Source organism: Serratia sp. NA_13 (assembly GCF_052691735.1).
In genome coordinates, this window is record NZ_JBQZFV010000001.1 from 706,685 (window position 1) to 721,891 (window position 15,207).

Sequence of the window (15,207 nt, forward strand, 5' to 3'; positions counted from 1 at the left end):
TTTGGCTTAAGCCGATGCCGCGCGGGCTTTAGCGCCTGCCACGCGGCTGTTTTCTGATAATTTCTGATGAACTCTACTTATTACCCGGTTTGAAGTCTGTTGCATACCAACCCGTACCCTTTAACTGGAAACCGGTGGACGAAATCAGCTTGGTTAATGCGGGCTGCCCACACGCCGGACAATCTGTCAGCGGCGCATCGGAAAATTTTTGCAGTTTCTCTAACCGAAGGCTGCAAGCACCACATGCATATTCATAAATCGGCATAGGTCGTCGGAGTAAAATGTGTTGAAAAAAGGGGATCATTATAAAGGAAATTCATGCGCCAGATAAGTGCGAACACAGCTTTGTTGCAGCACTAAATGACGTGTTTTTGCCCGAAGTAACACATTGATTAACAAATTTCCCATTAACCCGTGACGCTTTTTTCACGTAGCCTGAATCGACGCCTGTTTATCGCGCCAGCTCACCTGCGCGTATTTTATCCACCTCGTGACGAGATATCCCCATGTTAAAGCTTGATGCTAAAATCACGGCCCTGGTATTGATTGATTTGCAAAACGCTATTCTGCCTTATGCCGGTGGGCCGCACAGCGCCGAGAGCGTGGTTGCACATGGTGCCCAGTTGGCAACACACTTTCGTTCGCTGGGTGCGCCGGTTGTTCTGTGACGCTTGGAAACACGGCTATGAATTGGTGATCGCCGAAGACCTGTGCAGCGCACCCAACGCTGAAATGCACCAGTTTGCTTTCAACAACATCTTCCCGCGTCTGGCGCGCGTTCGCAGCACCTGTGAAATTCTTGCCGCCATCGACGAGTAACGTTAAGTTGTAGGGGCACCACCTACTGCGCCCACGTTTGACTGACAGGGATAATTAAGGAAGATGCCAGCTTGATGTATATCGGACTCCCACAGTGGCAACACCCGGCCTGGAACCGTATCGGGCTGCGCGATCTGGCAGATTACAGCCGTTACTTTAACTGCGTGGAAGGCAATACCACCTTCTACGCGTTACCGAAAATGGAAATAGTCCAGCGCTGGCGCGACATGACCACCGATGATTTTCGCTTCTGTTTCAAATTTCCCGCCACCATCAGTCATCAGGCCGCACTGCGCAACTGTGACGCCGAGCTACAAGCCTTTTACCAGTGCCTGAGCCCGGTGCATCAACGTATCGGCCAACTTTGGCTGCAGTTGCCCGCCGCGTTCGGCCCGGCGGAATTACCGGCAATGTGGCAATTTTTTGACGCCTTACCCAAAGAGTTTACCTACGGGGTGGAAGTCCGCCACCCGGCATTCTTTGGCAAGGGCGAAGACGAACGACTGCTGAATCAGGGGTTACATCAACGTGGTATCAACCGGGTGATCCTCGACAGCCGGCCGATACATCACGCCGAGCCCAACAGCGCGGCTGTGCGCGATGCACAGCAGAAAAAACCCAAATTGCCGGTACACGCACTGGTCACCGCCAACAATCCACTGGTGCGTTTTATCGGTGGCGATGTTCTGCAGGATAACCTGCGCTGGTTCGACGCGTGGCAACAGAAACTGCCCAGTTGGCAATCTCAACATCAGCCCTTCTTGTTTATCCATACGCCGGATAACGGCGATTCCCCGCAACAGGCCCAGAAAATCTGGCAACAGCTTTATCAGGCTATTCCGAATTTACCGCCCCCACCTGACTGGCCCGAGCAGGATGCACTGTTTTGACCTATTAATCTGACCAATAACATCAGATTTTTTCTCGCGACAGTGAATGCAATGGCGGCTATGATGCTGGCTGCCAGTTTTGGTTAGGGAATGGAGTTAAAAATGGTAAGCGCGCTTTATGTCGTGCTCGGCGCACTGTTGTTGATCAAACTCTCTTATGACGTGGTTAGGTTAAGGATGCAATACCGTGTCGCTTACGGAGACGGCGGGTTTTATGAGCTACAGACCGCCATCCGCGTTCACGGCAACGCCGTAGAATACATTCCTATCGCCGCCGTTTTGCTGGTGATCATGGAGATGAACGGCGCTGAAGTATGGATGATCCATATTTGTGGCCTGATGTTGATGGCCGGCCGACTGGTGCATTATTACGGTTTACGTAATCGTGAAGTCCGCTGGCGTCGTTCCGGCATGGCTGCCACCTACCTTTCGTTGGTGTTGATGGTGCTGGCCAATATTTTCTATCTGCCGTGGGATATTATTTTCAGCCTTCATTAAACCCCGCACGACCTCAGGCGGTTACGCCGCCTGCTTCCGCTGCTCTTTCTTGCCATTTTCTGTTAGCATATGCGCCTTCGAATTCTGAACTGATTTGCCGCCATGCCAAACCGCGATACTCTTTTTTCTGCCCCAATCGCCAAACTGGGCGACTGGACCTTCGACGAACGCGTCGCTGAAGTGTTCCCTGACATGATCCAGCGTTCCGTTCCCGGCTATTCCAATATCATTTCGATGATTGGTATGCTGGCCGAACGTTTCGTTCAGCCCGACAGCCAGGTGTATGACCTCGGCTGTTCACTGGGCGCAGCAACGCTGTCGATGCGAAGGAATATCAAGGTGGCGGGCTGTAACATCATTGCCGTCGACAATTCCCCGGCGATGGTGGAACGCTGCCGTCGCCATATTGACGCCTTCCGCGCCGACACCCCGGTAGAAGTGATTGAGGCGGATATTCTCGATATCAAAATCGAAAATGCCTCTATGGTGGTGTTGAACTTCACCCTGCAATTCCTGGAGCCGGCTGACCGACTGCGCCTGCTGGAACAGGTTTATCGCGGGCTGCGTCCGGGCGGCGCACTGGTGCTGTCGGAGAAATTCAGTTTTGAAGATGCCGACGTCGGCGAGTTGTTGTTCAACATGCACCACGATTTCAAACGCGCCAACGGCTACAGCGAACTGGAGATCAGCCAGAAGCGCAGCATGCTGGAAAACGTCATGCTGACCGACTCCGTAGACGCCCACAAGACGCGTTTGAAGCAGGCCGGTTTTGAACATGCGGAAGTCTGGTTCCAGTGCTTTAACTTCGGTTCACTGATCGCCCTGAAATCGGGGGTGGCAGCATGATTGAGTTTGGTGATTTTTATCAACGCATCGCAAAAAGCAACCTCAGCCACTGGCTCGATACCTTGCCCGCGCAGCTTAGCGCCTGGCAGCGTGAGTCGCTGCACGGCAAGTTCAAACAGTGGTTTAATTCGGTTGAACACCTGCCGGCACTGACGCCGACCCGTCTGGATTTACTCGATGGCGTGCATGCGGAGATGGACACCCCTCTGTCACCAGGTCAGTTGGAAGGCATCGAAAAGATGCTGCGCACCATGATGCCGTGGCGTAAAGGGCCGTTCTCGCTGTATGGCATCGATATTGACACCGAATGGCATTCCGACTGGAAATGGGATCGCGTTTTACCGCACATTTCACCGCTGACCGGTCGCACTATTCTTGATGTCGGCTGCGGCAGCGGTTATCACCTGTGGCGCATGCTTGGTGCCGGCGCCCAGTTGGCGGTCGGCATCGATCCGATGCAGCTGTTTCTGTGTCAGTTTGAAGCGGTGCGTAAACTGCTGGGCGGCGATCAGCGCGCTCATCTGTTGCCGCTCGGCATTGAACAACTGCCGGAACTGGCCGCCTTCGATACGGTATTTTCGATGGGTGTGCTGTACCACCGCCGCTCGCCATTGGATCACCTCTACCAGTTGAAAAACCAATTGGTCAGCGAAGGTGAACTGGTGTTGGAAACGCTGGTAATAGAAGGCGACCACAATCAGGTCTTGGTACCCGGCGATCGCTATGCGCAAATGCGTAACGTCTATTTTATTCCGTCTGCCGAAGCGCTGAAGTGCTGGCTGGAGAAGTGCGGTTTCGTCGACGTAAAAATCGCCGACATGTGTGTGACCAGCACTGAAGAACAACGCCGTACCGACTGGATGACCAGCGAATCACTGGCCGAATTCCTCGATCCTGAAGATCCTGCTAAGACCATCGAGGGCTACCCCGCCCCGCTGCGCGCCGTGCTGGTGGCGAAAAAACCTTAAGCCAAAATGAAAACAGCATCATCCCCCTCGATGTTAGCGGGGGATGACGTCATCCTCTCTTACTTTCGCAAGGCTTCCAGTAAATCCTTTTCCAACACACCGCTGGATTTGCATTCCAATGGTTTAACCTTGTCATTACCGTCCGGCGTGGCCAGCCCTGCCACACCGTTAATCTGCACCATGACATGGCTACCTTACCCGGCAGAATAAACCTGTATCAGAATTCGGTACTCCTGCGTCAGATTGGAAGGGGTCGTTTGAACGGCACAATCCAAATAAAGCGCTGCCAGTTCGGTTTTGCCGGGTTCTGATGTGCACTTACTGATCCATCGACCTTTCGGTTTGAAAACAGCTTAGCTAGGCACTTTGCACCAGTGGATCGACCAACGCCAACGAGTTTTTCATGGCTTCTACCATTTCGCCATCCACGCAATAATGGCTAAATTCATCAAACTCACTGTCTGAACACATGGTCACGCCGGCTTTGCGATAACGCATGGTCGAAGGCACCGCATGACCGGATGAACTGTGCAGCTCCTGAATACCGATATCGACAAATTTATGCAGATTGCTCAAGCGCACGCCGGCACCGGCCATAATTATCGGCCCCTGACTGGCCTGCAACAGATCACGCAGCAAGGGTAAACCCAGCTCCGCATTTTGCTGCTGGCCAGAAGTCAGTATCCGCGTAACGCCCAACTGGGTTAGTTGATTGAGCGCGACCATCGGGTTCTGGCACATATCAAACGCGCGGTGAAAGGTCACCGCCATATTGCCACTCAAGCGCATCACTTCGCGCATGCGCGGCAGGTCGATATGCCCTTCTTCATCCAGCATGCCGACCACCACGCCGGCAAAACCCATATCGCGGATCTGTGCGATATCATGCTTGATCACATCAAAATCCACCGCCCCGTAGCAAAAGTCCCCACCGCGCGGACGAATAATAGGATGCACCGGCACGCTGACTTTGTCGCGCGCCAGGCGCAATGAGCCGTAGCTGGGTGTCAAACCGCCCTCACTCGGGCTGGAGCACAATTCTATGCGATCGGCACCTGCCCGCTCAGCCGTCAGCGCGCAATCGACGCTATAGCAACAAACTTCCAATTTTATCATTGTCACCCCCAGATGACGGCTAACCTGCGACGGCAATTGTTAATTTTTCAATTTATCTCTTAGGCTGATAAAAAGGTATCAACCTATACAGGGTAGTAACTATGGCATTCAATTTTGATCAATGGGTAGACCGTAGTCACAGTGACAGTGTTAAGTGGGATAAATATCGCGACCGCGACATTATTCCACTCTGGGTCGCTGATACCGACTTCCTGTCACCGCCGGCCATCATCGACGCATTACAGCAGCGTGTAGCACATGCGGTATTCGGCTACAGCCATCCCTCATCAGAACTTATTGAGGTCTTTACCCGCCGCATGCTGGAACGTTACGGCTGGCGTATCAAACCCGAATGGCTGATTTTCCTGCCTGGCCTGGTTTGCGGCCTTAATTTATGCGTGCGTGCCTTTACCGCAGAAGGAGAAGGCACTCTGGCACCGTCACCAATTTATCCCCCGTTTCGCAAAGCTGCGAAATTCGCCGGACGCCCCCAGTTGCCCGTGCCGTTGACGCTGCACGACCGTCGCTGGCTGTTGGATTTCAGCACCATTACCGGACAGCTCAGTGGCAAAGATAAATTACTGTTGTTGTGCAATCCGCAAAATCCGGGCGGTACGGTTTATCGTCGACAGGAGTTACTGCAGCATCATGAGTTTGCCCTTGCCCATGATCTGACAGTTTGTTCGGACGAAATTCATTGCGACCTGCTGCTGGAGCCCAGCTGCGAGCACATCCCCTTTGCCACCTTGAATGAAGATGCGGCCCAGCGCAGCATCACACTGATGTCGCCGTCGAAAACCTTCAACATTGCCGGGCTGGGGGCTTCGATGGCGATTGTCCCCAACCCGCAGTTACGCCAGAAGCTGACCCGTGCTCGCAGCGGCATCGTGCCAGAGGTGGACGTACTGGCGCTGGTTGCCGCCCAAGCCGCCTACCAGCATGGCCAAGACTGGCTGGACGCGCTGCTGATTTATCTGCGCGCCAATCGTGATTTGGTGACCGAGCGTATTAATGCCATGCCCGGACTGTTGCTGCAACCCATCGAAGCCACTTACCTGGCCTGGATCGACTGCAGCCAACTGAAGGTCGATAACCCGCACGCCTTTTTTGAACAGGCTGGCGTCGGGTTAAGTCCGGGGCTGGATTTTGGCAGCCGCCATTTTGTGCGTTTGAATTTTGGTTGCCGGCGCGAACTGCTGAGTCAGGCGCTGGATCGCATGATGCTGGCGACCCAGGCGCTGATGCCAAATTAGGCTTGCTCGCTGGCGACGATTTCCCGGATGGAATAAGGATGAAATTTGATAGTCACAGTCCCATCGGTGATCGCCAGTGTCGGGTTAGGTAAACGTTCGCCCTCACCCTGTGGTGAACTCTGCTTCAATTTAATCCCAGGAGCCAGCAACGCTTCATCGGGCAGATGGCTTAACGCCCGCGCATACAAAGTGGCCGGTTCGCCACTCAGCACCAGCTCCACATGTTCCCAGCCCTCGTGCGGATAACGTTTATCGCCGGGATAGGGCAGCTCCACGCAGTCGATCAACCATGGCCCGACCTTGAGCGGTTGCTGGAGATCAAACAAGCATATAGGACGGCCATTAATCATCGATTCTGACAACAGTGAGCCACAGTGTTCAAACCCCTGCCGCCAGCGATCGGCCGTGGTGTTTTGATGGCAACGTACCGAGATATGATCCGCAGTAAACTGGGACAAATCTAAATGCAGTTTTTCGGCGAACCGGCTCAACGCCAGTTCAAAGCGGGGTAAATCCAGCGCTAAATCGTTAAGTTCGGCCATCGCCGGGAAAGTGGTCATAGCGTCCTCGATACTGCGGAAAGCGATTTTCAGGAGGTGTAATTTACACGGCTGAGGCGCTGCTAGCCACCCGGCTGACGCGGCAAGTTAATATTTTTTGCTCTCAACTAGAACGCCAAGATAAAGTGGCTATTTGTTGAACATAAAAAGCACAAAAGAATAATTTTTCGCGTTTTTATTACACTGCAGATTTTACTTTTTCAACCTTTAATTCCCGAAAAAGGCTATGGCATAAGTTTATAGTTTTTTCTTATGACCAGAGCACTGAAAATATTGCTAACTTATTAAGCAAAATAATTCACCACTGCCAACATTCATAAATGCTTAAGAAATAGTTAATTCATACGTGGCAAAAACACCCAGGAATGAACATCCATTCAAAAATAAAAACCAACCACCTGTTAACTAAAGACTTTGCAATAAAACCAGCATGAGATTCTTCCTAAACAAGAGTACGGTAATTGCTTGGAAATATCAATTGAGCTACTTTAGTGAAAATTGAGTCAGAGATAATCATTTATGTTCCTTTTAATAGTTTCTTTGCTATTGGTAGTTATTGCTGCCTATGCGATATATCGTCATTTTAAATCACGTCGCAATAACACGCTGGATGTCGGCCGCCGAAACAAAAAACACTAGTTCTGCTGATTCCATTTTATCCCATCCATGTTTTTCTCGTATGCCGTTCACTCTGCCTCCGTCACTCATTGTAGACGGGCATTAATGAACCAAGACTTTCCCCCAATCCTCCCACGCCAACTGCTGACGTAACCCATCAAATCAGTTACAATTACAGGCTGTTTTGTGGTGGGCCGCCGTGTTGACGCGCAGCCAAAAAAACCACCTTTGAATCCCGCAGGGGCATGGCATACGGCCCCTCGTTCGTCATTAAGGTAACCCGGTGAATATTCAGGTTCTTCTTTCAGATAAAGTCAGCCAGGCGCTGATTGCCGCAGGCGCTCCAGCCGATTGCGAAGCGCAGGTCCGTCAATCAGCAAAAGCACAGTTCGGTGATTATCAGGCCAATGGCGTGATGTCCGTCGCCAAAAAACTCGGCATGCCGCCGCGCCAGTTGGCGGAAAAAGTGGTGCAACTGCTTGACCTCGGCGACGTCGCCAGCAAAGTGGAAATCGCCGGTCCCGGCTTTATCAATATTTTCCTGAACAGCCAATGGGTTGCCCAGCAAGCCGATCGCGTGCTGAGTGCGCCAAAACTGGATATTGCACCGGTCAAGCAACAGACTATCGTTATTGACTACTCTGCCCCCAACGTGGCGAAAGAAATGCACGTTGGCCACTTGCGCTCCACCATTATCGGTGACGCCGCCGCACGTACCCAGGAGTTCCTGGGCCATAAGGTGATCCGCGCTAACCACGTTGGCGACTGGGGCACCCAGTTCGGCATGTTAATCGCCTATCTGGAAAAAATGCAGAACGAGAACGCCAGCGATATGGCTCTGTCCGACCTGGAACAGTTCTACCGTGAAGCAAAGAAACACTACGATGAAGACGCCGATTTTGCCGAGCGCGCTCGCGCCTATGTGGTAAAACTACAAGGCGGCGATCAGTACTGCCTGAAGATGTGGCGCAAGCTGGTCGACATTACCATGGCGCAAAATCAGCTGACCTATAACCGTCTGAACGTCACCCTGACCGAAGACGACGTGATGGGTGAAAGTCTGTACAACTCGATGCTGCCGGGGATTGTTGCCGATCTCAAGGCCAAGGGGCTGGCGGTGGAAAGCGAAGGCGCCACCGTGGTATTCCTCGATGAATACAAGAATAAAGACGGCGAGCCAATGGGTGTCATCATCCAGAAAAAGGATGGTGGCTACCTGTACACCACTACGGATATCGCCTGTGCCAAATACCGTTATGAAACGCTGGGTGCCGATCGTGTGCTGTATTACATCGACTCGCGTCAGCACCAACATCTGATGCAGGCCTGGACCATCGTGCGCAAAGCCGGCTATATACCGGACTCGCTGTCGTTGGAACACCACATGTTCGGCATGATGCTGGGTAAAGACGGCAAGCCGTTCAAAACCCGCTCAGGTGGCACGGTGAAACTGTCCGATCTGCTGGATGAAGCGGTGGATCGCGCCGGTAAACTGATCGCCGAGAAAAACCCGGATATGCCGGCAGAAGAAATGCAAAGCCTGGCCAATGCCGTTGGCATCGGTGCGGTAAAATACGCCGACCTGTCGAAAAGCCGGACTACCGATTACATCTTCGACTGGGACAACATGCTGGCGTTTGAAGGCAATACCGCACCTTATATGCAGTATGCCTATACCCGCGTTGCCTCGGTGTTCAAACGCGCCGGTGTCGATGAAAGCAATCTGACCCTGCCACTGGTGATGACCGAAGAGCGTGAAATCACGCTGGCAACCCGTCTGCTGCAGTTTGAAGAAGTGATCACCACAGTAGCGCGCGAAGGCACCCCACACGTGATGTGTAGCTACCTGTATGACCTCGCGGGCCTGTTCTCCGGCTTCTACGAGCACTGCCAGATCCTCAATGCGGACAGCGAAGAAGCGCGTCAGAGCCGCCTGAAACTGGCCTTGTTGACCGCCAAAACGCTGAAAGCCGGTCTGGATACGCTGGGCATCGAAACCGTCGAACGTATGTAACCTCTCGGGGTTGAATACGAAAAAGGGTCGCCGAGAGGCGACCCTTCAGACTGATGACAAACCTCATTCCTGCCCAGAGCGAGTAGAGGCCGATAAACAAAAAGCAGGAAAAACCACGCTTTTTCCTGCTTTGTCAGCAACCTAAAGGGTCGCCGAGAGGCGACCCTTTTTTATGCTTTGGCAACGGCAATATCCGTTTATGCCACCCGGCGGGCGAAGTCGCGTGGCCGGAAGCCCAATCCAGCCAATACGCCAAAGTAAGCCACCACGCCGGTGACTACCACGACCGCCAGACGCAGCAAGCGCTCCAGCATATTGCCCTGATCCCAGGCCGGCATTAGCCACATCACACCGACTAGCACCACCGACATCACCATTACCGCAATCATCAGCTTGGTCAGGAACATCGCCCAACCCGGCTGGGGATGGAAAATCTTCTGCTTACGCAACTGCCAGTACAGCAGCGAAGCGTTAAGGCAGGCCCCGAGACCAATCGACAGCGAAAGCCCGGCATGTTTCAGTGGACCGATAAACATCAGGTTCATCACCTGGGTTAAAATCAGCGTGATAATGGCGATTTTAACCGGCGTTTTAATGTCCTGGCGTGAATAGAATCCTGGCGCCAACACCTTAACCACGATTAACCCCATCAGCCCGACCGAATAGGCCACCAGCGCACGCTGAGTCATGGCGGCATCAAAGGCACTGAACTTGCCGTACTGGAACAACGAAACGGTCAACGGCTTGGCCAAAATACCCAGCGCGATAGCACTCGGCAGCGCCAGCAGGAAGCACAGACGCAGCCCCCAGTCCATCAGTCGGGAATATTCGTCGTGGTTACCGCTGGAGAAGCTTTTTGCCAGCGACGGCAACAAAATAGTGCCCAATGCCACACCCAACACCCCGGAAGGAAACTCCATCAGACGGTCGGCATAATACATCCAGGAAACCGAGCCCGAGACCAGGAACGAGGCAAAAATGGTGTTGATGATCAGTGAAATCTGGCTAACCGAAACGCCAAAAATTGCCGGCCCCATCTGACGCATCACACGCCATACCCCGGCATCACCAAGTTTGATACGCGGCAGTACCAACATGCCGATTTTCTTCAGGTGCGGCAGTTGATAACCCAGCTGCAGTACCCCACCGACCACCACCGCCCAGGCCAGCGCCATCACCGGTGGATTGAAGTATGGCGCGGCAAACAGCGCGAAACCGATCATGCTGATGTTCAACAAGGTTGGCGCAAACGCCGGGATCGAGAAACGGTTCCAGGTATTGAGGATCGAGCCGACCAGCGAAGCCAGCGAAATCAGCAAAATATAGGGGAAGGTAACGCGCAGCAATGATGACGTCAGAGCAAATTTGTCCGGTGAATCGACAAAACCCGGAGCGGTAATGTAGATAACCCAGGGGGCGGCCAGCATACCCAACACCGTGACCAACGCCAGTATCAGCGTCAACAGACCAGAAACGTAGGAAATAAAGGTACGTGTCGCCTCGTCACCCTGCTGGTTTTTATATTCGGCCAGGATCGGTACAAAGGCTTGAGAAAATGCGCCCTCGGCAAAAATACGCCGCAGAAGGTTAGGCAGCTTGAACGCCACGAAGAAGGCATCTGTTGCCATTCCGGCGCCAAATACCCGCGCCACGATAGCGTCACGAGCAAAGCCCAGCACCCGCGAAAACATCGTCATAGAGCTGACGGCGGCCAACGATTTTAGTAGGTTCATGTGGTTTTTCTGATGTGCCTTGTAAATGTCGACGCCTGCATCAGCAGGCGTCAGTAAAACTATCGGCTAAGTTTACTCATCCCCGGCAGAATAGCTACCGCCATATGTTACATGGAGTTACCTTATAAGCCGGTATCGCACAACAGTTTTTCAATCACCCTTTGAGCTGCAATCGCCTGTTCTCCGGCGGTTTCCGGCTGCGTCTGGTTGCTGACAGAAGTAATAAAATGACGAACTGCACCGTCAAAGCCGCGCTGTGCCAGAGTGGTCTGCCAGCCTGGCGCCGGTTGCTCCAGCACACCTTGTGAGTCTTCCCGCAGCCACTGGCGCATATCGCTCAACTGATAGACTGCGCCATCGGTTACTGCCTGCACGCTTTCGCGCTGGCTGCCGGCGCGGCGATGCATACTGGTGGTCACCAACGTTTCACCGCACTCAAAATGATGCTCGGCATACATCAACTCACCGGCCGCCGTGGCTCGCAAGCTACCGCTGAGTAATTTTCCCACATCGCCACCCAGCCACAGCGCGGTATCCACCACGTGCAGATAATCGTCCAGCAGGGTAAAGCGCAGGCTATTTGGCCCGACGCTGTCGGCACGGTGTTTATCCATGCGAACCGAGGCCGGTTGCTGCATCTGTTGCTTCAACTGACGATATAACGGCGCAAAACGACGGTTAAAACCCACCATCAGCGTTTTGCCCTGCTTTTCAGCCAGGGCGATCAACTGCTCGCCTTGTTCAACCGTCTCCGCCAGCGGCTTGTCGACATAGACATGAACGCCGTAACGCAGTAATTCGCTAATAACCTGAAAATGACTGGCGGTACTGCTGTGCACGAAAACGGCATCGCATTGCTGAGCCAAAGTGTCCAGCCCGGAAAAACAGGCCATCCGATAGCTGTCGCAAAGCGGTTGCGCCTTTTGCTGGTTGGGGGAGAAACCGCCGACCAGCGTCCAGTCCGCTGCCTGACTCAGGATCGGCAAATAGGCTTTTTGCGCAATACCGCCCAACCCCACGACGCCAACACGTAATTTAGTCATTCGCTCTCCCGCAGCAAAAGCGCATGCACTTGCTGTTTTAACTGTGCCACTTCGTTTTCCAATACGCTGACGCGCTGGCTCAATTCAGTGTCATTGGCCGGAGCTGCTTCTGCCGGTTCCTCGTCAATCTGGCCGCAGAACAAATGCATAAACCGGCTTTCACGCTTGCCCGGCTCGCGCGCCAGACGCACCACAAAGGGGCCATCCTCTCGGGCGCTCAGATTCGTCAGCACCTGCTCCACTTCAGTAACGTCATTAAACTCATGCATACGGTTAGTGCGAGTGCGCAGTTCACCGGGAGTTTGCGCGCCACGAAGCAACAAGGTGGCAACCACCGCCACCTCGGCGGCAGACAGTTTTAGCTGACCAAACTCCGAATTACAGAAACGGTGCTCATATTTGACCACTCGATTGCCGAAGCCGCTGAGGGTGCGCAGAAAATGTTTCTTTAGCAACAGGTCGAGAATTTGCTGCACTTCGCTTTCCGTCAGCTCCATCACCGGTTCGCGGTTGGTTTTCTGGTTGCAGGCAAGCTGGATGCCATTGAGAGAAAGGGGATACTGGTCCGGGGTAGTCACCTGCTTTTCCAGCAGGCAACCAATTACCCTGGCTTCTTTAGCGCTTAATTCATATTTCATTTTCTGGCCTCAGCGTGGCGGTAGCCATTCTTTATTGGTTAATGCCGTCAGTACGTGATCCTGCCACTGCCCGTCGATCAGCAGATAATCCTTGGCATAGCCTTCACGTTCAAATCCCAGGCGGGTCAACAACGCGCCGCTGCGCTGATTGTGCGGCATGTAGTTGGCCATAATGCGATGCATTCGCTGCTGACGCAGCATATAGCGGATTGCGGACTGCAGCGCTTCATACATCAGTCCTTGCCCCTGCCATTTTTCGGCCAATGAATAACCGAGGAAACAGGCATGGAAAGAACCACGCAGCACATTGCTGAAGTTCGCCACGCCCTGCACTTCATGTTCTTCCTGATCGAGCAGGATAAAATAGTAGGCGCTGCCCTGTTTTTGCATTTCGGTGATCATCCCAAGCCGTGCCTGCCAGCCGGAAGGATAACAATGGCTTTCATCCCGAACCGGTTCCCAAGGCTTAAGAAAGGCTCGATTTTCGGCATAGTATTCCGCCAGCCGGTAGGCATCGCGTTCATGAACTAAACGGACAACCAGCCGGTCGGTGGTGAGGCGTACTTTTGGTGATGCAGAGCGATAGCCAAACATCATTTCCCCCGCGGTCAGAACGGTTCGATAAGAAGTATTTATTGGGCGCATGTCTGGATATTCATCCTGCGACGAACCTATCCTGGGCCATTATTTTTTAAACAGCGGCGCAGAACCGCACTTACCCTCATTTAATATAACCGTAGCCTGCCCCGGAGGTAAAATCCCGACAGCTCAGTAAATAAGCGATTGGCCGTTTTACGGCTATTTTCGTGCTGTTTTGCCGTGCAGGTAACGTATTGACGATAAAAAAATATTATCTTCCTCGCCCCTATCGGCAATCCGGGAATGGGTACAAACTAGGGCGGTCGCACTCCTCTCCCCTTAATTGCCCGTGGTGAAGCATGTCTCTGGTATCGCAAGCTCGGAGCTTGGGTAAGTATTTTCTATTACTCGATAACCTGTTAGTGGTTTTAGGTTTTTTTGTTGTCTTTCCACTTATTTCGATTCGCTTTGTCGATCAGCTTGGCTGGGCGGCCGTGGTGGTCGGTGCCGCACTGGGTTTACGGCAATTAATCCAACAGGGATTGGGCATTTTTGGCGGAGCAATCGCCGACCGATTTGGTGCCAAACCGATGATCGTCACTGGCATGCTGATGCGCGCGGCCGGTTTCGCCACCGTGGCAATGGCCGATCAACCCTGGTTGCTGTGGTTCTCCTGCGCCCTTTCCGCCCTCGGTGGCACCTTGTTTGACCCACCACGCACCGCGCTGGTGATTAAGCTCACTCGTCCGCATGAGCGTGGCCGTTTTTACTCCCTGTTAATGATGCAGGACAGTGCCGGGGCGGTGATTGGCGCCCTGATCGGCAGTTGGCTGCTGCAATATGATTTCCACTTCGTTTGCTGGGTCGGCGCAGGCATTTTCGTGTTGGCCGCGTGCTGGAACGCCTGGCTGCTGCCGGCATACCGTATTTCTACGGTCCGCACCCCGATGAAGGAAGGCATGATGCGCGTACTGCGTGACCGCCGTTTCCTGACCTACGTGCTGACGCTGACCGGCTACTATATGCTGTCGGTGCAGGTGATGTTGATGCTGCCGATCGTGGTCAATGAAATCGCCGGTTCACCCACGGCGGTAAAATGGATGTATGCCATCGAAGCCGCGCTGTCGCTTTCGCTGCTGTACCCACTGGCTCGCTGGAGCGAAAAACGTTTTCGGCTGGAACAGCGATTGATGGCCGGTCTGCTGCTCATGACCCTCAGCCTGATACCGGTTGGGCTGGCAACCAGCCTGCAGGGCGTCTTTACCCTGATCTGCTGTTTCTATCTCGGTTCCATCATCGCCGAGCCAGCGCGTGAAACCCTCAGTGCCTCGCTGGCCGATCCACGCGCACGCGGCAGCTACATGGGGTTCAGCCGCCTGGGGCTGGCGTTGGGCGGCGCACTGGGTTACACCGGCGGCGGCTGGATGTACGACACCGGCCACTCGCTGAACATGCCGGAACTGCCGTGGCTACTGCTGGGTATCACAGGCTTTATTACCCTGTTCGCACTTTACTGGCAGTTCAACCCGCGCAGCAGCGCACCGGTGATTGCCTCGGGGGGCTAAGGATTTTCTCTAAGTTGCCAGAAAATCAGCCAAATTTTCCATAGCTGCTATCCTGATAGTAAAAGCA

The 15,207-nt window shown here is 53.5% G+C and carries 15 protein-coding genes and 1 pseudogene; 8 read left to right on the forward strand and 8 right to left on the reverse strand.

Features of this window, described 5'->3' with window-relative positions:
- Positions 1-73: 73 nt before the first annotated feature.
- Positions 74-304, reverse strand: coding sequence for an FmdB family zinc ribbon protein (locus ACUTSU_RS03270; RefSeq protein ID WP_445653760.1), 231 nt, complete (start codon positions 302-304; stop codon positions 74-76).
- Between the two features lie 202 nt (positions 305-506).
- On the opposite strand from ACUTSU_RS03270, the pseudogene ACUTSU_RS03275 reads away from it, so the two are divergent.
- The 5 genes and pseudogenes from ACUTSU_RS03275 (at position 507) to cmoB (ending at position 4,021) form a co-directional block, all read left to right on the forward strand.
- Positions 507-819 (forward strand): annotated as a pseudogene (locus ACUTSU_RS03275) (isochorismatase family protein).
- Between the two features lie 74 nt (positions 820-893).
- A complete protein-coding gene (locus ACUTSU_RS03280; protein ID WP_445653761.1) occupies positions 894-1,709 on the forward strand; it encodes a DUF72 domain-containing protein in 816 nt (271 codons plus the stop codon).
- Between the two features lie 102 nt (positions 1,710-1,811).
- On the forward strand, positions 1,812-2,207 hold the full coding sequence (locus ACUTSU_RS03285; RefSeq protein ID WP_135316887.1) for an MAPEG family protein: 396 nt from the start codon (positions 1,812-1,814) through the stop codon (positions 2,205-2,207).
- 102 nt (positions 2,208-2,309) lie between these two features.
- A complete protein-coding gene (gene cmoA / locus ACUTSU_RS03290; RefSeq protein WP_445650644.1) occupies positions 2,310-3,053 on the forward strand; it encodes a carboxy-S-adenosyl-L-methionine synthase CmoA in 744 nt (247 codons plus the stop codon).
- Positions 3,050-4,021 (forward strand): tRNA 5-methoxyuridine(34)/uridine 5-oxyacetic acid(34) synthase CmoB, encoded by a 972-nt coding sequence (gene cmoB, locus ACUTSU_RS03295; RefSeq protein WP_445653762.1) that lies wholly within the window; start codon positions 3,050-3,052, stop codon positions 4,019-4,021. The genes cmoA and cmoB overlap by 4 nt, the downstream gene beginning before the upstream one ends.
- A gap of 59 nt (positions 4,022-4,080) precedes the next feature.
- Here cmoB and ACUTSU_RS03300 read toward each other — a convergent pair whose 3' ends face one another.
- Positions 4,081-4,203, reverse strand: coding sequence for a hypothetical protein (locus ACUTSU_RS03300; RefSeq protein ID WP_445653763.1), 123 nt, complete (start codon positions 4,201-4,203; stop codon positions 4,081-4,083).
- Positions 4,204-4,378: 175 nt separating this feature from the next.
- Positions 4,379-5,137: a copper homeostasis protein CutC gene (cutC, locus tag ACUTSU_RS03305; protein ID WP_445650641.1), complete on the reverse strand. Its 759-nt coding sequence runs from the start codon at positions 5,135-5,137 to the stop codon at positions 4,379-4,381.
- A gap of 101 nt (positions 5,138-5,238) precedes the next feature.
- Here cutC and ACUTSU_RS03310 point away from each other — a divergent pair, with 101 nt between their 5' ends.
- On the forward strand, positions 5,239-6,390 hold the full coding sequence (locus ACUTSU_RS03310) for a MalY/PatB family protein (protein WP_445650640.1): 1,152 nt from the start codon (positions 5,239-5,241) through the stop codon (positions 6,388-6,390).
- Here the strand turns inward: ACUTSU_RS03310 and ACUTSU_RS03315 are convergent.
- On the reverse strand, positions 6,387-6,950 hold the full coding sequence (locus ACUTSU_RS03315; protein ID WP_261413644.1) for a VOC family protein: 564 nt from the start codon (positions 6,948-6,950) through the stop codon (positions 6,387-6,389). The two genes, ACUTSU_RS03310 and ACUTSU_RS03315, sit on opposite strands and share 4 nt — an antisense overlap.
- A gap of 901 nt (positions 6,951-7,851) precedes the next feature.
- Here ACUTSU_RS03315 and argS point away from each other — a divergent pair.
- On the forward strand, positions 7,852-9,582 hold the full coding sequence (gene argS / locus ACUTSU_RS03320) for an arginine--tRNA ligase (protein WP_445650639.1): 1,731 nt from the start codon (positions 7,852-7,854) through the stop codon (positions 9,580-9,582).
- Positions 9,583-9,779: 197 nt separating this feature from the next.
- Here argS and murJ read toward each other — a convergent pair whose 3' ends face one another.
- The 4 genes from murJ to rimJ all read right to left on the reverse strand — a co-directional run bounded on the left by murJ (position 9,780) and on the right by rimJ (position 13,590).
- Positions 9,780-11,315 (reverse strand): murein biosynthesis integral membrane protein MurJ, encoded by a 1,536-nt coding sequence (gene murJ, locus ACUTSU_RS03325; RefSeq protein WP_445650638.1) that lies wholly within the window; start codon positions 11,313-11,315, stop codon positions 9,780-9,782.
- A 122-nt stretch (positions 11,316-11,437) separates the two neighbouring features.
- Positions 11,438-12,358 carry a Gfo/Idh/MocA family protein gene (locus tag ACUTSU_RS03330; protein ID WP_445653764.1) on the reverse strand — a complete coding sequence of 307 codons (921 nt, stop codon included), beginning with the start codon at positions 12,356-12,358 and terminating at the stop codon, positions 11,438-11,440.
- Complete coding sequence (locus tag ACUTSU_RS03335; protein WP_445650636.1) at positions 12,355-12,996, reverse strand: YceH family protein; 642 nt, start codon at positions 12,994-12,996, stop codon at positions 12,355-12,357. The genes ACUTSU_RS03330 and ACUTSU_RS03335 overlap by 4 nt, the downstream gene beginning before the upstream one ends.
- Positions 12,997-13,005: 9 nt before the next feature.
- Positions 13,006-13,590: a ribosomal protein S5-alanine N-acetyltransferase gene (rimJ, locus tag ACUTSU_RS03340; protein ID WP_174353424.1), complete on the reverse strand. Its 585-nt coding sequence runs from the start codon at positions 13,588-13,590 to the stop codon at positions 13,006-13,008.
- 344 nt (positions 13,591-13,934) lie between these two features.
- On the opposite strand from rimJ, the gene mdtH reads away from it, so the two are divergent.
- Positions 13,935-15,140, forward strand: a complete 1,206-nt coding sequence (mdtH, locus tag ACUTSU_RS03345) for a multidrug efflux MFS transporter MdtH (RefSeq protein WP_445653765.1) — start codon at positions 13,935-13,937, stop codon at positions 15,138-15,140.
- The last annotated feature ends 67 nt before the right edge of the window (positions 15,141-15,207 follow it).

Coding starts and splice junctions, on each gene's coding strand:
- ACUTSU_RS03270 (WP_445653760.1), bottom strand. CDS start 304: ATGATCCCCTTTTTTCAACACATTTTACTCCGACGACCTATGCCGATT.
- ACUTSU_RS03280 (WP_445653761.1), top strand. CDS start 894: ATGTATATCGGACTCCCACAGTGGCAACACCCGGCCTGGAACCGTATC.
- ACUTSU_RS03285 (WP_135316887.1), top strand. CDS start 1,812: ATGGTAAGCGCGCTTTATGTCGTGCTCGGCGCACTGTTGTTGATCAAA.
- cmoA (WP_445650644.1), top strand. CDS start 2,310: ATGCCAAACCGCGATACTCTTTTTTCTGCCCCAATCGCCAAACTGGGC.
- cmoB (WP_445653762.1), top strand. CDS start 3,050: ATGATTGAGTTTGGTGATTTTTATCAACGCATCGCAAAAAGCAACCTC.
- ACUTSU_RS03300 (WP_445653763.1), bottom strand. CDS start 4,203: ATGGTGCAGATTAACGGTGTGGCAGGGCTGGCCACGCCGGACGGTAAT.
- cutC (WP_445650641.1), bottom strand. CDS start 5,137: ATGATAAAATTGGAAGTTTGTTGCTATAGCGTCGATTGCGCGCTGACG.
- ACUTSU_RS03310 (WP_445650640.1), top strand. CDS start 5,239: ATGGCATTCAATTTTGATCAATGGGTAGACCGTAGTCACAGTGACAGT.
- ACUTSU_RS03315 (WP_261413644.1), bottom strand. CDS start 6,950: ATGACCACTTTCCCGGCGATGGCCGAACTTAACGATTTAGCGCTGGAT.
- murJ (WP_445650638.1), bottom strand. CDS start 11,315: ATGAACCTACTAAAATCGTTGGCCGCCGTCAGCTCTATGACGATGTTT.
- ACUTSU_RS03330 (WP_445653764.1), bottom strand. CDS start 12,358: ATGACTAAATTACGTGTTGGCGTCGTGGGGTTGGGCGGTATTGCGCAA.
- ACUTSU_RS03335 (WP_445650636.1), bottom strand. CDS start 12,996: ATGAAATATGAATTAAGCGCTAAAGAAGCCAGGGTAATTGGTTGCCTG.
- rimJ (WP_174353424.1), bottom strand. CDS start 13,590: ATGTTTGGCTATCGCTCTGCATCACCAAAAGTACGCCTCACCACCGAC.
- mdtH (WP_445653765.1), top strand. CDS start 13,935: ATGTCTCTGGTATCGCAAGCTCGGAGCTTGGGTAAGTATTTTCTATTA.